Annotated in this window: 15 protein-coding genes; 5 read left to right on the top strand and 10 right to left on the bottom strand. The window is 71.1% G+C overall.

The genetic code is table 11. From position 1 onward, the window contains the following. Nucleotides 1–112: 112 nt before the first annotated feature. Nucleotides 113–601, bottom strand: coding sequence for a serine/threonine protein kinase (locus K8556_RS36825; RefSeq protein WP_223744807.1), 489 nt, complete (start codon nt 599–601; stop codon nt 113–115). An 11-nt stretch (nt 602–612) separates the two neighbouring features. Next, on the bottom strand, nt 613–1,560 hold the full coding sequence (locus K8556_RS36820) for a DUF2381 family protein (RefSeq protein WP_223744806.1): 948 nt from the start codon (nt 1,558–1,560) through the stop codon (nt 613–615). 493 nt (nt 1,561–2,053) lie between these two features. On the opposite strand from K8556_RS36820, the gene K8556_RS36815 reads away from it, so the two are divergent. Further along, complete coding sequence (locus K8556_RS36815) at nt 2,054–2,560, top strand: DUF1993 family protein (RefSeq protein WP_223744805.1); 507 nt, start codon at nt 2,054–2,056, stop codon at nt 2,558–2,560. Here the strand turns inward: K8556_RS36815 and K8556_RS36810 are convergent. Both K8556_RS36810 and K8556_RS36805 read right to left on the bottom strand, forming a co-directional pair. Next, complete coding sequence (locus K8556_RS36810; protein WP_223744804.1) at nt 2,508–4,469, bottom strand: 2,3-oxidosqualene cyclase; 1,962 nt, start codon at nt 4,467–4,469, stop codon at nt 2,508–2,510. The genes K8556_RS36815 and K8556_RS36810 overlap by 53 nt on opposite strands. Next, the gene (locus tag K8556_RS36805; RefSeq protein WP_223744803.1) at nt 4,469–5,515 is read right to left on the bottom strand and encodes a phytoene/squalene synthase family protein; all 1,047 of its coding nucleotides are present in this window, start codon (nt 5,513–5,515) and stop codon (nt 4,469–4,471) included. The genes K8556_RS36810 and K8556_RS36805 overlap by 1 nt, the downstream gene beginning before the upstream one ends. Nucleotides 5,516–5,601: 86 nt before the next feature. Between K8556_RS36805 and K8556_RS36800 the strand changes: the two genes are divergently transcribed. Further along, nucleotides 5,602–7,011 carry an FAD-dependent monooxygenase gene (locus tag K8556_RS36800; protein WP_223744802.1) on the top strand — a complete coding sequence of 470 codons (1,410 nt, stop codon included), beginning with the start codon at nt 5,602–5,604 and terminating at the stop codon, nt 7,009–7,011. Here the strand turns inward: K8556_RS36800 and K8556_RS36795 are convergent. The 4 genes from K8556_RS36795 to K8556_RS36780 all read right to left on the bottom strand — a co-directional run bounded on the left by K8556_RS36795 (nt 6,951) and on the right by K8556_RS36780 (nt 13,773). After that, on the bottom strand, nt 6,951–8,150 hold the full coding sequence (locus K8556_RS36795; protein WP_223744801.1) for a glycosyltransferase family 2 protein: 1,200 nt from the start codon (nt 8,148–8,150) through the stop codon (nt 6,951–6,953). The genes K8556_RS36800 and K8556_RS36795 overlap by 61 nt on opposite strands. Continuing rightward, the gene (locus K8556_RS36790) at nt 8,147–10,495 is read right to left on the bottom strand and encodes an MMPL family transporter (protein ID WP_223744800.1); all 2,349 of its coding nucleotides are present in this window, start codon (nt 10,493–10,495) and stop codon (nt 8,147–8,149) included. The genes K8556_RS36795 and K8556_RS36790 overlap by 4 nt, the downstream gene beginning before the upstream one ends. A 100-nt stretch (nt 10,496–10,595) precedes the next feature. Next, nucleotides 10,596–11,555 (bottom strand): sigma-70 family RNA polymerase sigma factor, encoded by a 960-nt coding sequence (locus K8556_RS36785; protein ID WP_223744810.1) that lies wholly within the window; start codon nt 11,553–11,555, stop codon nt 10,596–10,598. 913 nt (nt 11,556–12,468) lie between these two features. Further along, nucleotides 12,469–13,773 carry an NAD(P)/FAD-dependent oxidoreductase gene (locus K8556_RS36780; protein ID WP_223744799.1) on the bottom strand — a complete coding sequence of 435 codons (1,305 nt, stop codon included), beginning with the start codon at nt 13,771–13,773 and terminating at the stop codon, nt 12,469–12,471. 690 nt (nt 13,774–14,463) lie between these two features. On the opposite strand from K8556_RS36780, the gene K8556_RS36775 reads away from it, so the two are divergent. Continuing rightward, the gene (locus K8556_RS36775) at nt 14,464–14,850 is read left to right on the top strand and encodes a VOC family protein (RefSeq protein WP_223744798.1); all 387 of its coding nucleotides are present in this window, start codon (nt 14,464–14,466) and stop codon (nt 14,848–14,850) included. Nucleotides 14,851–14,871: 21 nt separating this feature from the next. On the opposite strand, the gene K8556_RS36770 is transcribed toward K8556_RS36775, so the two are convergent. Beyond that, nucleotides 14,872–15,714 (bottom strand): AraC family transcriptional regulator, encoded by an 843-nt coding sequence (locus tag K8556_RS36770; RefSeq protein ID WP_223744797.1) that lies wholly within the window; start codon nt 15,712–15,714, stop codon nt 14,872–14,874. A gap of 154 nt (nt 15,715–15,868) precedes the next feature. On the opposite strand from K8556_RS36770, the gene K8556_RS36765 reads away from it, so the two are divergent. Together K8556_RS36765 and K8556_RS36760 are read left to right on the top strand one after the other, a co-directional pair. Beyond that, nucleotides 15,869–16,606 (top strand): SDR family oxidoreductase, encoded by a 738-nt coding sequence (locus tag K8556_RS36765; protein ID WP_223744796.1) that lies wholly within the window; start codon nt 15,869–15,871, stop codon nt 16,604–16,606. 134 nt (nt 16,607–16,740) lie between these two features. Then, nucleotides 16,741–18,312 (top strand): ATP-binding protein, encoded by a 1,572-nt coding sequence (locus tag K8556_RS36760; protein ID WP_223744809.1) that lies wholly within the window; start codon nt 16,741–16,743, stop codon nt 18,310–18,312. Here the strand turns inward: K8556_RS36760 and K8556_RS36755 are convergent. Further along, nucleotides 18,298–19,254, bottom strand: a complete 957-nt coding sequence (locus tag K8556_RS36755) for an alpha/beta fold hydrolase (RefSeq protein WP_223744795.1) — start codon at nt 19,252–19,254, stop codon at nt 18,298–18,300. The genes K8556_RS36760 and K8556_RS36755 overlap by 15 nt on opposite strands. Nucleotides 19,255–19,291 lie beyond the last annotated feature (37 nt).

The raw sequence follows: 19,291 nt of genomic DNA, 5'->3' as shown, positions 1-19,291 counted from the left end.
GGGCCTGCCTGCTCGGCTGCACCTATGTCTTTGATTCTGCTTTGCTTTTCGCCGCCGCGTTAAACGGACGCGGATGGTCGCAGAACAGAGCAAGGTGAGCCGAGCGAGCGAATCACCGGAAAGCATCGACGATGAACGCGGCTGCGACGGAGCCATCAAGAATCGCGGTTCCAGGCTTGGATTCGGGCAGCTTCCTCATCTGGTCATGGCCGAGCCGCGCCACTGCGCAGATGGGAACTTTTTCTCCGTGTAGTGACTGCGCCTCGTAGTACCGGATGACAACCTGCGGGCCGCTCGTCCAGACCTGCCCGTACAAGCGGCTCGTCGCACCGAGCGGGCCGAACTCTTCTCTCGTGACACTCTCAATCGGTCCGTCATAGAGCGTGATGCGCCGACTCTCGGTTTGGTTCGCGTCGAGATCCACCAACACGCTGTCGCCAACGCGCAGCCCCATGTAGCGAATCGCCTTCTTTGATTCTTCCGGGCACTCCTGCGGACCTGGACTACCGTCGGGACGCAACGAGACACCGCTCCCTGTGCAGCCGGGCGACGTAGCGAGCAGGACGACAGAGCTGAACAGGAGGGCCTTGGGGGTCTGCATGAACGGCACTTCTACTTCTGAACGATGGTGCGTTCCAGCTTCACGACCACTTGGAGGAGACCGTCTCCGCGGAAGATTTGGAGCGCGAGATCAGTGAGCCGCCCGTCGTCCGTCAGGAAGGCGCTCCTGTCCACTACGACCGCGATCCGACCCGTCTCCCCCGGAACGATCGTGGCCCGGTCCATGCGAAGCGCGAAGGGTCGAGCCGTGTAGTGGGTGAAATCACGGCTCAGATAGGCACCGTCAAACTCCCAGGGCCCGCCGTAGTAGGTGTTCTGCAAGGTGACGAGCGCTGCCGCTTTGCCGGGGCCTTCGAAGACTTCGACGACCATGTCCATGTCCTCATTCCTCGGCCGGTAGACGAACCTGCGGCGGAATGGTGTTTTCTTCCGCTGTCCGTTTACGAGAAGCGTCGCGTAGGCGTGATCGACGGAGTTCTCCTCCTTGCGGTAGCGCTCATTCTCTTCAACGAGAGTGTCGTTCTGCTTGAGCGCGTCCATCAGCGCCGCGTGCATGGACGCATAACTCTCCCGGTCATTGAACACGTCTACCTGTTGGTCGAGAATCGGCGACCACCCTCCGTCCCTCTTGCTCCATGGTGGCTTTACGAGGAACGGGATTTCGGTCCCATCAGCCAGCGTCACGACAAGGGGAATGCCCTCGTCCCTGTTGAGGTCATGGATGGGCTCAAGGATCACCTTGTTCCGGACCACGGCCAGCGGTTCGAGTCGGCCCTCCCAACCGATCATCCTCGTCTTGCTCGCGTCTACAAGCTGCTCGAACCGCAGTGTCGTGACGACTTTCCCCTTCACATAGACGGAGTGAGTGCCATCGTTCGGGTGCTCAGAGAGCATGATGAGGCGCCCCCTCGGCTTATCGCGCTCGTCGCGGGCTTGAGAGGCTGATGACGCCACGAGGATAGCAATCAGGCCACACCCGAAAGTCTGGAGAGTACGCATAGTCATTCCAACCTAGCAAGGCGGGTCCGAGCGCAGCAACCTGCTGCGCCTCGCCTGTAGTCTGCCGAGCATCGCCCCTGCTTGGGCGTACCAAGAATCACCGGACCCAAGGCACCAGCCCCCAACGAAATGCCATTGATTGCCACGATAGACAGCCCACCTCTCCCAGAGGCCACTTCGTCCCGCGCACAGAGCGGCTGGCGTCAGGGGCATGCCTCCGGTCCGGAGACCTCGCTACTCCTGCCGGCGCCGTCCCACCACGAACGCACACTCATCTGGGGTAACGAGGTGGGCGGAGACACCCATGTCGCAGGGAACCAGCGGCGACGAGGCGGGGACCAAGACGGGCTGCTCGGCCGTCCTGCCTGACCTGACCTCACCTTCTGACACCACGCGCGAACGCGACGTGACGCAGGGCGTCTGGGTTCATGGGGCCAGACGCCCTTTGCGATTGGCTCGCGCGCCCATGGCCAGCCCGTTAGCTTGCGCGCCCATGTACTTCGAGACCTTTTCGCAGATGAAGAAGCAGTTGGGGCAGTTGGGCAAGTGGCTGGACACGGCCGCGGCCCACGCCAAGGCGAAGCCCTTCGACCCGAACCTCTACCTGAACTTCCGGCTGGCGCCGGACCAGCTCCCGTTCGTACGGCAGGTGCAGATTGCCTGTGACGCCGCGAAGCTGGCGGCCTCGCGCTTGTCGGGCAAGGCCGCGCCGTCGCACCCGGACACGGAGCAGACGCTGGAGGAGCTCAGCGCCCGCGTCCAGTCCACCATCGCGTACCTGGACACGTTCACCGCGAAGGACTTCGAGGGCGCCGCCGCACGCGTCGTCACCCACCCCCGGTGGGAGGGCAAGGTGATGAACGGCGCGGACTACTTCCTGGAGAACGCGCTCCCCAACTTCTACTTCCACGTCACCCACGCGTACGCGCTGCTGCGTCACAACGGCGTCAACCTGGGCAAGGCGGACTACCTGGGGTCGCAGAGCCTTCGCGCGCCTTGAAGTCCAGGGGCTGCCGCTCCGCGAGCGCCAGCGCCCACAGCGGGAAGATGCGCAGGTACGCGTCGTAGTGGATGCCGCAGGTGCGGCTGAACACGCCGGCCAGGGGCTCCGGTGGCCACTGGCCCCGCGCCTCCTGCCTCTCGCGGAGCCACGCCACACCCCGTCGCGTGGCCTCGGCGTGTGACTCTCCCGCCGCGACCAATGCCATCACGGCCCAGGACGTCGTCACCGCGTGGCCCGTGCGCCCCTCCACCCAGCGGCGCTCGCGGCAGGACTGGAGGGTCTCGCTCCAGGCGCCGTCCTCGCGCTGGTGGGCCTTCAGGAACGTGACGGCCCGGCGCAGCGCGGGGTCCGCGGGGCCCGCGCCCGAGGCCACCAGGCCGGTGACGCCGAACCACGTGCCGTAGCTGAAGCACACGCCCCAGGAGCCCTCCCAGCCGCCGTCCGGGCGCTGCTGGCGGCGCAGGAAGTCCGCGCCCCGCGCGATGGCCCGGCCCACCGGCGCCTCCGGGGACGCGGCGCGCCACGCGGCCAGCGCCTGGATGCAGGCCGACGTGCACTCCACGTAGCTGGGGTCCACCATGATGCCGGCGAAGACGTCCGAGGGATTGAAGCGCTCCAGCCAGCGCGGCCCCCGCTGCCGCTCGTAGGTGGCCCAGCCGCCGTCCCGGTTCTGCAGGGACAGGATGAACGCCACGGCCTGCTCCAGGCGCTGGCGCGGCACGCGGTTGAGCCCGAGCGGCTCCAACAACAGACACGCCTTCAGCGCCTCCGCCGTGCAATCGCTGATGGGCCAGCCGTGCGCGCGCGTGCTGAAGGGCCACCCTCCCCGGCTGGGATGCCGGTGGTGTCTGGCGGCGTCTGGCGAATCCTCCAGCACCTGCTGCGCCTCCAGGAAGCGGCCCGCGCGCGCCAGCGTGTCCCGCGCCCACGCGGACTCTCCGGAGGCCACCAGCGCCTGCACCGCGAAGGCGGTGTCCCAGAGCTGCGAGGAGTTGTAGCCGTTGACCGTGACGCCCTGCCGCGTCCGCTGGAGGTAGTCCGGCAGGCGCTCCAGGTGGGCCCGCACCTCCGGACCGTCTGGCCGCGCCACGTGCCACACCACCATGTCGAGCACCTTGTTGATGGGCCCGATGCAGACGAAGTGCGTCGCCGCGTCCTCGCCGCGAATCAACGCCAGGGATTCCTCCAGCGCGCGCTCCCGCAGCCGCCTTGAATGGAACCGCTCATACAGGCCCAGCGCGCGGTGCACGGCGCGCAATCCCAAACCGTGGGGGCTGTAGGCGTCCGTGCCCGCCACGCGTCCGCGCGCCGCCTCCCAGTCCACGTCAGCGTAGGGTTGGGGGTACAGCTCGCGCCGCAGCTCGGCCAATAGCGGGGACTCCATGGCGCGGACCCGGCGGCCGTAGAGCCAGCCCATGGGCAGGTACACCATGCGGCAGTGGCACCAGAGCCGGGAGGGGTGGAACGGCAGGGCTCGCGGCAACAGCCAGAGCTCGGGAGGCACGGGCGCCAGGCCCTGGTACTCGTAGAGCCCCAGCAGGGCGAGGACGAACTTCCCCCAGGACGCGCTGCCCAGGGGGCCGCCTCGGGGAAGGAACCACGCCCTCGCGCGGACGAGCCCCGGGTCCTCCGCGCCGACGCCCAGCAGCCGCTGCGCGACGTAGTTGAGCACCGAGGTGAAGACGAGGCTGGGCGACTCCACGTCCAGCCCCCAGCCTCCATCCGGGTTCTGGTGCCCGCGCATGTGGGCGACCATCCCTTCGCGGACGGACGCCTCCGGCGCGCGGCCCATCACGTACAGCCCGGCCACGTACACCGGGCCCAGGAACAACGGGCCGCTGTAGTCCCCCTTCCAGGAGCCATCCGCCGCCTGGGTCCCGGCCAGCAGGTCTCGGGCCCGCCGCATCAGCTCCAGGCCTCCACGACGTCCCGGGACGCCCGCGAGGAACGGGCGTAGAGCTCCCGCAGCGCTTCATCCGAGCCCACCCGCTCCTGCGTCAGCCGCATCAGCGCCGCCACCGTCTCCCGGGGAATCTTCACCGGCTCGGGTTCGAACACCGCGGGGTTGCCCTCCACCGCGTCGAGCGTCGCGGCGGCGAAGAAGAGCGGATAGAGGCAGAACAGCCGCAGGCCGGGCTCCTCCACGGGCAGCGCCAGCGAGTATTCGAGCGCGACGTCCAGCTCGCGCCGGGCCACCGCCACCAGCTCCTCCATCAGCGCCACGGCGCTCGCGCGGAGCGAAGGCAGGGCCAGCGTGGCGGGCGTGAGGCCATGCGCGGCCATGCGGTCCCTGGGCAGCCAGCAGGTTCCCCGGTCCAGGTCCTCGCGCACGTCCTTGAGGATGTTGGTGAGCTGCAGGGCCCGGCCAAAGGCAGGCGCCCGCGTCATCAGCCGCTGCTCGCGCCAGGAGACCCGGGGGGAGCTGGCGACGAAGAGGCCGGTCAGCATCTCACCCACGACGCCCGCCACGTAATAGCAATACATGAACGTCGCCTGGAGGTCGGGCAGCCCCATGACCTGCCCGCTCCCTCCATGCATCCGCTGTATCTGTTTCATGCCGCCGGTCATCGTGCGCACGCAGCGCGCGATGGGCGGGTGGACCCAGGAGGGAAGCGAGGCCAGGGTCTCGAGCACGGTCGGTGTCCCGGAAACCAGCTCGGCCTCCGCGGGGGGCGCCTCGTCCCGCAGGGCGAGCCGCGCCCTTCGCGCGAAGGAGCGGGCACGGGCCTCCCAGCCCGGCTCCAGCGACACGAGGTCCCCCAGTTCGTCGAGCAACGCACCGGGGAGCGCCCCGGGGGCCTCGTCCTCCAGCGTGTCCGCGATGCGGCACAGCAGGTAGGCCGCCGTCACCGCCAGGTCCAGGGGCTCCGGCAAGAGCGGGATGTTGAGCGCGAAGGTCCGGGAGACCCGGGGCAATTGCGTGCGACAGAATGATGCACCCTGCACTTTCATGCCTGCCTCCTCCGCGTGCGGCGCCGCGCATCAATGGATAAGTCGTCAATGCCAGACATCGTGTCTGCGAACCGAGCGGGGGCCACGTGGGGGACACCGAGGTGGTGATAGCCGGGGGCGGACCCGCGGGCTGCGCGGTGGCGGCGGCGCTCTCCGACCTGGGGTGGTCCGTCCTGCTGCTGGACGCGGGCGTGGACCGGCACAAGCAGCTCGCGGGCGAGCTGCTCCACCCGCCCGGGGTGAGGGATTTGCGCGCGCTGGGCTTCGGGGACGTCGTGGATGGCTGGGCGGCCCATCCCGTGAGGGGCTTCGCGGTGCGCTTCCATGCCCCCGCCCGCACGCTCGTCCTGCCCTACGGTCGCGGCGTCACGGGGCTGTCGCTCGAACACGCCGCGCTCACCGTGCCCCTGCAGGAGTCGGTGTCGCGGCGGCGCGGCGTCACCGTGCTCACCCGGGCCCGCGTGACGGCCGTGGAGCACAACTGCGAGCGCGGCGTGCGCCTGCGCTATTCGCACGCGGGCGCCGAGCACACCGTGCACGCCCGGCTGCTGGTGGCCGCGGACGGGCGCGCGTCCCCCGTGCGGCGGATGCTGGGCATCGCCGAGCACCACCAGCGCCTCTCCACCATGCTGGGCGTGACGGTGGACAGCGACTGCCTCACCCACCCGGAGCACGGCCACCAGTTCGTGGGCGGCGCCGTGCACGCGCTGGCGTACACCATCCAGCCCGGCGTGGCGCGCGTGATGGTGGACCTGCCCCTGGGCAGCACGGCCCAGACGCTGAAGGAGCAACCGGAGCTGCTGCTCGCCCTGCCCTCGCGGCTGAGGGAGGCCGTCTGGCGGGCGCTGGAGCAGCGGCCCGCGGTGCGCATGGCCTCCAACGACGACTGGCTGGCGGAGACCGTCTGGATGGGGAGCGCCGTGCTCGTGGGCGACGCCGCCGCGTGCTGCCACCCGCTCACGGCCAGCGGCATGGCGTCGTGCTTCCACGACGCCCGCGCCCTCCAGGAGTCGCTGGACCGCCACCCGGGCCACGTCGCCCGCGCGCTGGAGCAGTACGCGCACGCGCGGAGGCCCGCGCAGCGCACCCGCGTCGCGCTCGCCACCGCGCTCTACAGCGCCTTCGCCAGGCAGGACGAGGGCATGCGCGCGCTGCGCATGGGCCTGTTGCACTACTGGGAGCACAGCCCCGGCGGCGCGCGCGCCTCCATGGCCCTGCTGTCCTCCGAGGAGCCCCGCATGCGGGTGATGGCCCGCGAGTACCTGCGCGTCGTCGTCCATGCCTTCGCCGCGATGCTGTCCCCGAACGGCCCCGGGGGCAGCCTGCGCTCCGCCGCGCCGCTGCTGCGCTCCGCCGGGCCGCCCTTGCGAGGCACCGTGGCGAGCGCGGTGGAACAGGTGGGGAGCTGGCTCCATCGTCGCGTCCGCCGTCCCGTCTACACGCTGGCCCGGGCCGGTTGGGCTTCACCCAGGCGCGCCTTCGCGTCCAAGCGGTAGCCCCGGCCGCGCCAGTCCACGTCGCGAGACAGCCGCGCGGACAGCGCCACGCCGGCCCCCAGGAGCGGCAGGACCGCCGGCACCCAGTAGTGCCGGGGCGCGATTCCCGGCCCGTGGCCGGCCCGCTGGAGCCGCAACTGGCTCCACACGGAGAAGCCGATGGGCGCGGCAGACAGGAGCGCCGGGCCCCAGGCCCTTCGCGCCACCGCCGTCGCCAGTGAACCCCACGCCAGCCAGCTCACCGCGCCCCGCACCCAGTGGGGCCGCGCGAAGGTCCCGGGGATGCCCGCCTCCGAGAAGAGGAGCCACCGCCTGAAGATGCGCAGGAAGGCGCCCAGCCCCAGGTGCCCCGTGACGACGCGCAGGGGCACGTGGACGACGCGGTTCTTCCACCCGGCCTGGTGCAGGCGGCGCCCCAGGTACATGTCATCCACGAACTGCCCGGCGGCGCAGCCCACGCCCCCGATGGCCTCGAGCGCCCGGCGCCGGAACACCATCAACTGCCCCATGATGAAGGGCAGCGCGCCATCCGGCTCCGCGGTGCTCGCCACGGACGCGCCGTACCACGCGTTCACCAGCAGCCCGTAGCCCACGTCGCCCGCCAGGGGCGCGTCCGCCGCCGCGTAGATGGGCGCGAACGTGGCGCCTGTCGCGCCGTCCTCCAGCAGCGCGCCCACCAGCGCCGTGAGCACCCCGGGCGAGGGCCGCGTGTCCGAATCACTGAAGGCCAGCAGCGCTCCCCGTGCGTGGGCCACGCCCACCTGCATCGCGTTGAGCTTGCCCGTCATGTCCACCGGGGGCTCGCCCGCGATGAGCAGCTCCACCCGCTTCGCGCGCGTCGGGCGGGCGGCCACCTCCTCGCGGGTGGGGAGGAACGCCGGGTCGTCCTCGCTGTCGAAGACGAAGAGCACCTCCCACTCGCCGGGATAGTCCAGGTCCAGCAGCGCGCGCACGTTCTCGCGCGCGTCCATGTCCAGGCCCCGGATGGGCCGGATGACCGTCACGGAAGGGGGCTCGAAGCGCCTTGGGGGTGGCGCCGCGCGCCGCCGCAGGCCGGACATCAGCTCGCGGTGCCCGTGCGCGAGCACGCCGAGCGCCGCCGCTCCCGCCGCCGTCCAGGCGAGCTCCCGCGCGTTCATGGCCGCACCTCCGTCCCCTGCGCCCGCGCGTGCGAGCGCCTCCAGTGGCCGGGGCCCCACCAGTTGAAGTCCCCCATCAGGCGCATCATCGCGGGCACGATGAGCACCCGGACGAGCGTCGCATCCAGCGCGACCGCGAAGGCCATGCCCAGGCCCATGGCCTTCACCACCACCACCGACGCCAGCGTGAAGGCCGCGAACACGGCCACCATGATGGCCGCCGCGCTGGTGATGAGGCCGCCGGTCCGCTCCAGCCCCTCGGCCACCGCGTGGGTGTTGTCGCCCGTGCGCAGGTACTCCTCGCGGATGCGGCTGAGCAGCAGCACCTCGTAGTCCATGGACAGGCCGAACAGCGCGCAGAACAACAGGATGGGCAGCGACGGTTCGATGGGCCCGGGTTCGAAGCGCAGCAGCCGGTGCAGGTGCCCCTCCTGGAAGATCCACACCAGGGCGCCGAACGAGCCGGCCAGGGACAGCAGGTTCATCAGGAGCGCCTTCAAGGGCAGCACCACGGAGCGCAGGAGCACGAAGAGGACGATGCACGTCATCCCCATCACGAACCCCACCGCCGCGGGCGTGTGGTGCTTCACGAAGGCCGCCGCGTCCACGTCCGTCGCGGTCTGCCCGCCCACCCACCACCGGCCGTCGCCCACCGCGCGGTCCTCGCGCAGCGCGCGGACCAGGTCGCGCGCCTCCACGCTGCTGGGCGCGGAGGACGTCAGCACCTGCATCACCGCCACGTTGCCGGTGACGTACGCGGCCCGCGCGGCCTGGAGCTCCGGCGGGAGGAGCTGGGGGGGCGCGGCGGCCATCCGCTGGACGGTCGCCCGGTCCATGCCGGGGCCCAGGTCCACCGAGCTCTCCACGCCGACCACGCCGGGCATCGACGCCACCCGGCGGCTGGCGTCGTAGAGGGCGCCCGCGCGCTCCGGCGTGAGGGGACTGCCGCCAGGGAACTCCACCGCCACCAGGACGCGGGTGGCGGCCTCGCGGGGGAACAGGCGGGCCAGGGTCTCCGCGCCCTGGCGCGCCTCGGTGCCCTCGGGCAGCGCGGTGATGTCCGTGGCCGCCAGTTGCAGCCGCCGGAACGGCAGCCCCATGGCCAGGAGCAGCGCCAGCGTGGGCAGCAGCACCCACCAGGGATGCCGCATCACCCAGGTGGCCAGCGCATGCCATGCGCCGCCGCGCCCCTCCTTGCGAGCGAAGGGCAGACGTCCCCGGTCCACGCGCGGCCCCAGCCACGCGAGCAGCGCGGGCAGCACGGTGAGCGCGAAGAGGACCGCGAAGGCCACCACCAGGGCGCCTCCCAGCCCCATGGCGCTCAGGTATGAGCCGCGGAAGAAGAGCAGACCTCCCAGCCCCACCGTGACGGCCAGCCCCGAGAACGCCACCGCCCGCCCGGCGGTGTCCAGCGTGCGCGTCAGCGCGTGCTCCGTGGAGAGGCCCAGGGCGAGCTCGGAGCGGAAGCGGCTCACGATGAAGAGCGAGTAGTCGATGGCCACGCCCAGCCCGATGAGCGACACCACGTTGAGCGTGTACTGGGCCATGTTCGTGACGTGGGACAGCAGCATCACGCCCGCCACGCCGCAGAGCACCGCCAGCCCGCCCACCACCAGGGGCAGCATGGCCGCCACCACGGTGCGGAAGACCCACAGCAGGACCACCAGCGCCAGCGGGAAGGACAGCAGCTCCGCGCGCAGCAGGTCGTGCGCCAGCAACTCATTGAGCGCGGCCAGGAAGGCCACCTTGCCGGTGAGCGTCGTCCGGAGGTCCGGGTCCTCCAGCGCCGCGCGCACGGCGGGGAACGCGGCGGTGGCCTCGCTCTCCCCCCCCTTGAGCCGCACCAGCGCCAGCAGGTCGTGGCCCGTCCGTGCCACGAAGCGGGCCCGGAAGGCCTCGGGCGCACCGATGGGTGACACCACGGAGGCGACCTCCGGCAGCCGCTCCACGCGGGCCAGCGCGGACGTCACGGCCTGGGCGAAGCGCGGCTCGTCCGTGCGCCAGGCGTCGTGGTGGAAGATGACGGCCAGGGTCTGGTCGTTCGACCCGGCGGCGGCACCGCGCGCGAGCGCTTCGGCCCTCGCGGATTCGATGCCCTCGATGGTGCCGGTGGTGAGGTTCCCGCCCCGGAGCAGCGCCCACACCGCCGCGGCGAGGAGGAGCAGCGCGCCCACCAGCACCGGCCCCCGGTGCCGGAACACGCCCACCGCCAGCCGGGCGAACAGGGACGGCCCGCCCCTCGCCGGTGAGTCGCCCCCCTGCCCCGCCATGCACGCCCCCGTTCGCACGTCCCGCCCGTCACCAGGGAACTGGTGACGGAGGGAGCGCTTGGGCAGGGGCTTCATCCCCTGGGGCAATCCGGGAGTGGACCGGCCTACGGGAAGGTCACCTCGCCGTCCCGCTGGTGACACGGGTGCGGGCCCGCGCGGCGCCAAGAGCTCCGGGTCATTCAGGCACGGGCATGCGCACGCCCGTGAGCTTCCGGTCCACCACCACGGAATGCAGCGCATGGATGCGCCCGCTGGCGTCCACCTCCGCGCGAAGCACGGTGCGCAGGGACAGGAGCGGATCCCTTCCTGGATGGAACACCGCCACCACGGCGGGCAGGCCATTGAGCATCCGCGCCTCCCACGCCACGGGTGGGCCCCGCATCTCCATCAGCCGTCTCATGAAGAGGACGACGCGCTGGGGGCCCACGATGGGCACCAGGGCCGCGCGCACCTTGCCGCCTCCGTCCGTCAGCGCACGGACATCCGAGGCCAGCAGTGCCTCCGCGGTGGCCACGTCTCCCGCCACCAGGGCGCCCAGGAAGGCCTCCAGCGCGGCCCGAGTGCGAGCCTGCACGTCGCGAGTAGGCACGCAACGTGCCTGGTCATACGCGGCCATGGCCGCCCGAGCGCGGTGGTGCACGACCTTCACGTTCGCCTCGCTCATGCGCAGCGCCTCGGCCACCTCCGGCACCGAGTAATCGAAGACATCGCGCAGCAGCAGCACCGCTCGCTGCTTGGGAGACAGGGCCTCCAGCGCCAGGAGGAAGGCGAAGGAGACGCTCTCCAGCAATTCATAGCGCTCCTCCGTCGAGCCGCCGTCCGGGAGCCTCGCCTCCACCGAGGGGGGGACCTCCTCGTCGCCGGTCTCCACCGGTGAAGGCAGCCAGGGGCCGACATAGCCCTCGCGGCGGCGCCGTCGCAGGAGGTCTCGGGACAGGTTCACCGCCACGCGGGTCAACCAGGGGCGCAGCATGTCCAGGTGCTCCGGAGGCGTCGCGAGCGCGCGAGCATAGACGTCCTGCACCAGGTCATCCGCGTCCGCCGCCACGCCGGTCATCCGGTAGCAGAGCCCCCACAGGAAGCGCTCGTGCTCGCGTGCGGCCTGCCCCAATGCGCCTCGCGCCTGTGAATCCATCCGGTTCAAGCCCTCACGTTCCAGCAATCCCTGCGCCACTCCGGGGCGTCACGATGCCAGGTGAAACAAAGCCCCCCAGCCTGCCCCCGCCCGGCGGGACCGCAAAACCTGTCCGACTGTCGGACAGGATGCCGCTGCCCGAATGAAGGGGGAGCCCCAAGCCAGCGCGCAAAACCTGTCCGACTGTCGGACTGGCTTTCACCGCCCGGGTAGGTCGCGGGGGCCCCCATGCCACGGGCCTCCAAACCTGTCCTACAGGTTTCCGGCGCACGGATGGGGCAGGAGCCGCTGGGGCCACGGGCCTCCAAACCTGTCCGACTGTCCGACAGGTTTCCGCAGGCCGGATGGAGCGGGAGGCCCATGCCGTGGTCCTTCAAACCTGTCCGACTGTCGGACTGGCTTCCTCCGCCCCGGTGGCGAGGGAGCCGCTGGGGCCGTGGTCCTCCAAACCTGTCCGACTGTCGGACTGGTTTCCGGCGCTCGGATGGGGCGGGGCCCCATTCCGTGGCCATTCACACTGGTCCGACTGTCGGACTGGTTTCCTCCGCCCCGGTGGCTCGGGAGCCGCTGGGCAGCAGTCCTCAAAATGGGTCCGACTTCCGGACTGGGTTCTGCTGCTTGGATGGGCTGAGAGCCGTCGGGCAGTGGTCGCCCAAACTTGTCCGACTGTCGGACAGGTTCGTGCGCGGCGCCTCGAAGGTGCACGCTGGGCTGATCCATCGCAGGGTTCTCACGTTCTCATTCATGGGGACGGCGCTCATGGCTGATGGATTGGGGCCTCTGCGTTCAATTCCTTCAGGCTTGCACCGTGTGGCTCCGGTGCTCCTCCGGTCCGTGAGTCCGTGCCGGGCGGCGCTCGCGGTTCAGAGATGGCACCTTGCGCGGTGCCCTTTCGTCCGTGGTCCCTTTCAGCTCATGCTCCCGCGGTGCGGCGTTGAGGCTCCTTGGCGCGTTGTGCCAGGGCTCGCTCCACGGCCTCGGCGCTTGCCAGGGATGCGTCCGCGAGCATGCCCTCCGCTCCCACCCAATCGCCCACCCGGTACAGCCCGCTCACGTGTGGCACCTCCACCGATGGGCGTCCTGACAGTCCGCCGTTCGTGGCTCGGGGCAGCCCGGCGCTGACGGTGAGCGATGGACGGAACCGCCGCGCGACCACCTTCTCCCGCCAGCCCGGCTGGAGCGCGTCCATCACGGCTTCCAACGACGCCTCGCTCGCCTCCGTGTCCGCGCCGCCCAGGTACTTCGCCACGTGCACCATCGCGCCCCCCTCCGGGGCCAGCTTCGCGGAGGCCGAGTGCACCGACGCGTACCAGGGCCCATCCAGTCCCAGCGCGAACAACGCATCCGGCCTCGGCAGGGCCGACAGCCCCAGCTCCAGCGTCGCCGCCTGGATGGGCACCGCCTCCCTCGCCTCCCGCGCGAGCACCGCGTCCCCCGGCACCAGCGCCGCCACGTCCGCGGGGCTCCCCGCCATCACCACCGCGTCCGCGCGGTGCACCGTGCCGTCCGCGAGCCGCACACCTTCGACCCGCTTGCCGCCTTGCTGGAGGACGACGGCCTCCACCCGCGCGGACAGCTCCAGCCGGGCCCCTGCCTCGCGGCACAGCCGCTCCACCGCATCCACCAACGTGCTCCACCCTCCGTCCACGTACAGCACGTTCGCGGCGGTCGCGCACTGGAGCTGCTTCAGCCCCGCCTCCGCGCTGAGCGCCTCGAAGTCCGCGCAGTACGAGGACACGCGGATCAGCGCCCCGACGAGTGCCCGACCGTCCTTTCGCGTCAGGCGCGTCTCCAACCACTCCCGCATCGACATGGCGCCCAACGGCCGCGTGTCGATTCGAGCCAGCCCCGCCAACAGCTTCGCCACCTCCAGCTTCGAGGCGACCGACAGCACGTCCGTCGTCATCAGCGTCACGGCGCCCCGAGGCAGCGTGTGCAGGCGGCCGGCGACCAGCGCATGGGAGCCCGTCTGATTCGGAACGCCTCCCGTGGGCCTCACCCCCAGGCGCTCCAGCACCCGAAACGCCGCGCCCGCCCGGTACAGGGCATGCGGGCCCAGGTTGAAGCGGAAGCCGTCCACCTCCGTCGTCCGCGCCCGCCCTCCCAGGTGCTTGGAGCGCTCGTACACCGTCACCTCACAGCCGCCTCGCGCGAGCAGCGCCGCCGCCGTGAGGCCGCCCAGCCCCCCGCCCACCACGGCCACCTTCTTCGCCTGCATGTCCGTCCTCCATCCCGGCGCCCGGCACATTCCGGGCATCCAACGGCCACCACGAACGAGGACGAAGAAAGGTTACAGCCCCGGCCTCATCCCGACGCCCGGCGCATTCCGGGCATCCAACGGCCACCACGAACGAGGACGAATAATGGTTACAGCGCCGGCCTCATCCCGGCGCCCGGCGCATTCCGGGCATCCAACGGCCACCACGAACGAGGACGAATAATGGTTACAGCGTCGGCCTCATCCCAGCGCCCGGCGCATTCCGGGCATCCAACGGCCACCACGAACGAGGACGAATAATGGTTACAGCGCCGGCCTCATCCCGACGCCCGGCGCATTCCGGGCATCCAACGGCCACCACGAACGAGGACGAATAGAGAACGAATAAAGGTTACAGCGCCGGCCTCATCCCGACGCCCCAGTTGGCCGGGAGCCACCAGCGCGCGAAGGAGCCCCTCGGCGTCTCGATGCGGCTCGCCTCCGGACGGCTGGCGTTCTGGACCGCCGTGCATTGCGCTGGAGTGCCTCCCAGGGTTCGCCCGTGGCCTTCCGGGCTCCTTGCGCCCGACACTCGCTCGCAGCCAGAAGGCAGCGACGGCCACTCCGGGGGATTTCCTTGGGCAACACCGTCGACCCGAGCCTCGACGGCCGGATGCGCGAGCGCGACTTCGCGCCCATACACTGGGGACCATGATCGATCACACCGGCATTGGCGTCGCGGACGTCGCCCGCTCGGCGGTCTTCTACGACGCGGCGTTGGGAGCGCTCGGACTCCGCCGCGCCATGCAGCTCCCCGAGGACACCGGGGCGGACGGCGTTGGCTATGGCCGCGACTACCCCATCTTCTGGATCGACCGCTTCCACCCCCACGGCGTGAAGCAACACACGGCCTTCGCCGCCACGAGCCGCGCCCAGGTCGACGCCTTCCACGCGGCCGCGGTGGCGGCGGGCGGAACCGACAACGGGGCGCCCGGGCTGCGCGGCGTCGAGACGGGCCATCCCGCCGGCTACTACGCCGCCTTCGTGCTGGACCCGGACGGCAACAACATCGAAGCGGTCTTCCGGGAGCCCTCCTGAGAGGGCCACACCCTGGCGGACTCAGTGCACGGCGCGCGCGAACTGCCCCGGCGTGATTCCGACGATGCGCTTGAAGTGCCGGTTGAGCTGACTCTGGTCACAGAGCCCGACCTGGAGGGCGACCTCCGCGGGCGCCAGCCCCTGTGACAACAACCGCTGAGCTCGCGAGACACGCAGGTGGGTGAGGTACGCGTGCGGAGGCATGCCCAGCGCCTCGCGGAAGGCCCTGCACAGGTGGAACCGGTTCCAGCCCACCTGATGGGCCAGCGACTCCAGGGTGATGCCCCCTGGAATGGCTTCGTGCAGCGCCTCCACCACGCGCCGGATGGGCCAGCGGTAGCGCCGCTCCGACGCGCCTGAACGCTCCAGACACCCGACCAACGAGGAGAGCGCTTCGGCCAGGGCCGTCTGGAGCGCGAGGGCGCTGGCGCGTCCCTCCAGGCCCGCATCCAGCACGGCGTGGAGGCGCACGAAGCCGGCCGCCTCGGGCTGTGTCGTTTCGAGCTGGAGCTGGCGAAGCCGGGCGGAGGCCGGCGCGCCCAACGCCTCGCGGGCCCCGGTGACGAGCGGCTCGTCGAAGGCGATGACCTGGAACCGGGCGGGTCCGTCGCGGCGCAGGTCCCGGTGCACCTCGCCCATCTGCTTGAGGTCGACCGTCCGGGGCGAGGAGGCGTGGACCCGGCCCCGCCCCCACCACTCCGCGTGCCCCCGCTGCGTCAGCATCACGGAGAACCGCTCCTTCACGGAGCGCAGCAGCCGCCCGTCGGTCCGGTAGCGCACCAGCCGCAGGCCCGGCAGTTCCGGGAACAGGAAGGTCTGGATGGACAGGGGACCATCCACGACGGCGTGAGGGAGCGCGGTCACGGCTGGAGTCTAGGGACGGGACTTCCCCCCGGCTTGGGCGAAATTGACCTGCACGGCATGCCAACAACGCCCAAGCCCGGAGCGCCTTGGCATGGCTACGTCTTGCATCGCAGGCCCGGCCCTCCCCTCTCCCCTGGCCGGGCAGGAGGGCGTCATGTCAGGCATCCAGGACAAGGTCATCGCCATCACCGGAGCCAGCAGCGGCATTGGCGAAGCGGCGGCGCTGCTGCTCGCCGGGCGTGGAGCGAAGGTCATCCTCGGCGCGCGGCGGCTGGAGCGGCTGGGACCGGTGGTGGAGCGCATCACGAAGGCGGGAGGCGAGGCCCTCTCCGCGCGGATCGACGTGAGACGGCGCGAGGACGTCTCCGGGCTCGTCCGCCTGGCGTGCGAGCGGTTCGGCAGGCTGGACGTGCTCATCAACAACGCGGGCAGCCTGGCGACCTCTCCGCTGGACGACCTGCGCGTCGACGACTGGGAGGAGCTGATCGACACCAACATCAAGGGCGTGCTGTACGGCATCGCCGCGGCGCTGCCCGTCTTCCGCGAGCAGGGCTTCGGGCACTTCATCAACACCGCGTCGACGTCCGCGCACCGGATCGTCCCCGGTCAGGCGGTCTACGCCGGGACGAAGTTCGCCGTGCGCGCCATCTCCGAAGGGCTGCGCCAGGAGGCGGGCCCCAGGCTGCGGGTGACGGTCATCTCCCCCGGGATGACCCGGACGAACTTCCTGGAGCACGTGAAGAATCCAGAGCTCCGGACCCGGTTCGAGGAGGTCCGGGACAGGCTCGCGATCCCTCCGGATGCGATTGCCCGGGCCATGGCCTACGCCATCGAGCAGCCCGCCGACGTGGACGTGGGCGAGGTGATTGTCCGTCCCACGGCGCAGGACTGAGCGGGCGAGGCGCCGAGTCCCTCGCAGGGCGTGTCCGGCGCACGCCCCGGCCCGCGCGAGCAACGCGGTTCCACCCCGGGGGAACGGCGGCTCGGGGCTCGCGTGTTTCACGGGCTGGAGGGACCGTGGCTCGCATGGAGTGCACGCGCGCAGGGCCGAACACGGATGTGCTCTTCCGCTTCCTGGTCCAGAGCGCGAAGGACCGCGCCATCTTCGGCATCGACCTGCAAGGACACATCCTCAGTTGGAACCCGGGCGCCGAGCACATCAAGGGCTGGCGCGCCGAGGAGGTCATGGGCCAGCACTTCCGCATGCTCTTCCCCGAGGAGTACCGCCAACTGGGGCGCCCGGAAGAGGAGCTGAGGGAGGCCTTCGAGACAGGGCACTACCAGGGCGAGGAGCCCCGGCAGCGCAAGGACGGGAGCCTCTTCATCGCGGAGATCGACCTGTGGCTCCTGCGCAACGACGCGGGCCTGCCCTGCGGGTTCGTGAAGGTCACGCAGGACGTCACCGGGCGCAAGCTGGCGGAGGAGGAGCGCGAGGCGCTGCTTGCCCGGGAGCGGGCAGCGCACGCGGAAGCGGAGAAGGAGCGCCGCAAGCTCTACGCCATCTTCGAGAAGGCCCCGGTGGGCATCGCCATCTTCCGGGGCCCCCACCACGTCATCCAGTTCGCCAACCCCGTCCAGTGCCACTTCTGGGAGCGCGGGAGCGAGGAGGTGCTCGGCAGACCCCTGGTCGACGTGCTGCCGGAGGCCTGGGGGCCGTCCATCATCGCGAAGGCCTGCGACCCCGTCTTCCAGAAGGGAGAGCCCCGCGTCTTCACGGAGGAGCGCTTCGAGTTCTCCTGTCCGGACACGGGCGAGCGGGTGGAGCGCTACTTCAACTTCACTCACGTGCCCATGCGGGACCCGGACGGCGCCGTCGAGGGGTTCATGGGCGTGTCCTGGGACGCCACGGACGAGGTGAAGGCACACCAGCGCGCGGCCGTCCTGACCCGGCAGCTCCAGGACCGCGTCGACTTCGAGCAGCAGCTCATCGGCATCGTCAGCCATGACCTGCGCACCCCGCTCAACGCCATCCACCTGACGGTGGGCGCCATGGCCCGCCGCGACGAACTCGACGCGCGCACCGCCCAGTCCGTGCTGCGCATCCAGGCCGCCGTGCACCGCGCGGTGCGGCTCGTGGGAGACCTGCTCGACTTCACCCAGGCCCGGCTGGGCGCGGGCATCCCCATCGCGCCCCGGGCGTCGGACCTGCACCAGGTGGCCCGGCAGGTGTTGGACCAGGTGGATGCGGCGCATCCCGGCCGCACCCTGCGGGTGCAGGCGCGGGGCGACGCGACGGGAGTGTGGGACTCCGAGCGGATGGCCCAGGTGGTGCAGAACCTGGTCACCAACGCCCTCAAGTACAGCCCCGAGGCCAGCCCGGTGCAGGTGACGACCCGGGGCGAGGACGGGTGGGTGTCCCTGTCCGTCCACAACCAGGGCCCGCCCATCCCGCCGGAGAAGCTGCCCGGCATCTTCGAGCCCCTGAAGCGCGCGACGTCGGAGGTGGACTCCACCGGCCGCAGCGTGGGCCTGGGGCTCTACATCGTGAAGCAACTGGTGGAGGCCCACGGAGGCACCGTCGAGGTCACCTCCACCGTCAGGGCAGGCACCACCTTCACCGTGCGCCTGCCCCGGCACGGGGCTTCACGCGGGCAGTGACCCCAGGAACGCCAGCAGGGCGGCGTTCACCTCCTCGGGGCGCTCCTGTTGGATCCAGTGGCCCGCGCCCGGAATGACGAGCACGTCCTGGAGCCGCGGCACCAGGGCCTTCATGGCGTCCAGCGGAGCGAAGGCGCGGCCGGGGTCCTTCTCCCCGGTGATGAAGAGGGCGGGCTGTGGGATGACGGCCGTCGCCAGTTCGGGCAACTCCTCCCAGTCGCGGTCCATGTTGCGGTAGCGATTGAGCCCGCCGCGAAAGCCGCTGTGCTCCAGCTCCTTCGCGTAGTGCGCGAGGTCCGCCTCCGTGAGCCACGAGGGCAGCGCGTCCGGCGCCTGGAGGCCGGTGAGGAAGCCGTCGCCCTTGTGGCGCGACTTCACGGCCTCCTCCTGCGTGTCGAAGCCGGCGGTGCCGCCCAGGGTGATGCGCAGCGTCCTCGGGATGTCCGCTTCGAGCTCCGCCTCGGCGACGCCCGGCTGTTGGAAGTAGAGGATGTAGAACCACGTGTCCCCGAACACGCGCCGGAAGAGCTGGGTGGGCGGCAGGGGCGTGCGGCCCAGGTGCGGCACGCTCATGCCCACGACGGCGCGGAAGCGGTCCGGGTGCAGCGCGGCGCAGTTCCACGCCATCGCCGAGCCCCAGTCGTGGCCCACCACCACCGCGGTCCTCTCCCCCAGCGCATCCAGCAGCCCCACGAAGTCCGCCAGAAGCTGCTTCATGCTGTAGGCCTCGATGGGCTCGGGCCGGTCGCTCTGGCCGTAGCCGCGAACGTCGGGCGCGACCGCGTGGTAGCCGGCGTCCGCGAGCGCGCGGAGCTGGTGGCGCCACGAGTACCCGGACTCCGGCCAGCCATGAAGGAGCAGGACCAGCGGGCCCTGGCCGGCCTCGGCGACGTGCAGGTGGATGCCATTCGTCGGGACGGTGCGGTGGGTGATGTCGGCCATGGGAGCGTTCTGCACGACGCTCCGCCCCCCTGCCATG

The organism is Corallococcus sp. AS-1-12 (genome assembly GCF_020036995.1).
GTDB lineage: Bacteria > Myxococcota > Myxococcia > Myxococcales > Myxococcaceae > Corallococcus.
Note: the sequence above shows the minus strand (reverse complement) of the source record. Positions and strands in the feature narration are given on the sequence as shown.

Bases quoted from the DNA above. Each gene is read 5' to 3' on its own strand.
- K8556_RS36825 (WP_223744807.1), bottom strand. From the start codon at position 601: ATGCAGACCCCCAAGGCCCTCCTGTTCAGCTCTGTCGTCCTGCTCGCT.
- K8556_RS36820 (WP_223744806.1), bottom strand. From the start codon at position 1,560: ATGCGTACTCTCCAGACTTTCGGGTGTGGCCTGATTGCTATCCTCGTG.
- K8556_RS36815 (WP_223744805.1), top strand. From the start codon at position 2,054: ATGTACTTCGAGACCTTTTCGCAGATGAAGAAGCAGTTGGGGCAGTTG.
- K8556_RS36810 (WP_223744804.1), bottom strand. From the start codon at position 4,469: ATGCGGCGGGCCCGAGACCTGCTGGCCGGGACCCAGGCGGCGGATGGC.
- K8556_RS36805 (WP_223744803.1), bottom strand. From the start codon at position 5,515: ATGAAAGTGCAGGGTGCATCATTCTGTCGCACGCAATTGCCCCGGGTC.
- K8556_RS36795 (WP_223744801.1), bottom strand. From the start codon at position 8,150: ATGAACGCGCGGGAGCTCGCCTGGACGGCGGCGGGAGCGGCGGCGCTC.
- K8556_RS36790 (WP_223744800.1), bottom strand. From the start codon at position 10,495: ATGAAGCCCCTGCCCAAGCGCTCCCTCCGTCACCAGTTCCCTGGTGAC.
- K8556_RS36785 (WP_223744810.1), bottom strand. From the start codon at position 11,555: ATGGATTCACAGGCGCGAGGCGCATTGGGGCAGGCCGCACGCGAGCAC.
- K8556_RS36780 (WP_223744799.1), bottom strand. From the start codon at position 13,773: ATGCAGGCGAAGAAGGTGGCCGTGGTGGGCGGGGGGCTGGGCGGCCTC.
- K8556_RS36775 (WP_223744798.1), top strand. From the start codon at position 14,464: ATGATCGATCACACCGGCATTGGCGTCGCGGACGTCGCCCGCTCGGCG.
- K8556_RS36765 (WP_223744796.1), top strand. From the start codon at position 15,869: ATGTCAGGCATCCAGGACAAGGTCATCGCCATCACCGGAGCCAGCAGC.
- K8556_RS36760 (WP_223744809.1), top strand. From the start codon at position 16,741: ATGGAGTGCACGCGCGCAGGGCCGAACACGGATGTGCTCTTCCGCTTC.
- K8556_RS36755 (WP_223744795.1), bottom strand. From the start codon at position 19,254: ATGGCCGACATCACCCACCGCACCGTCCCGACGAATGGCATCCACCTG.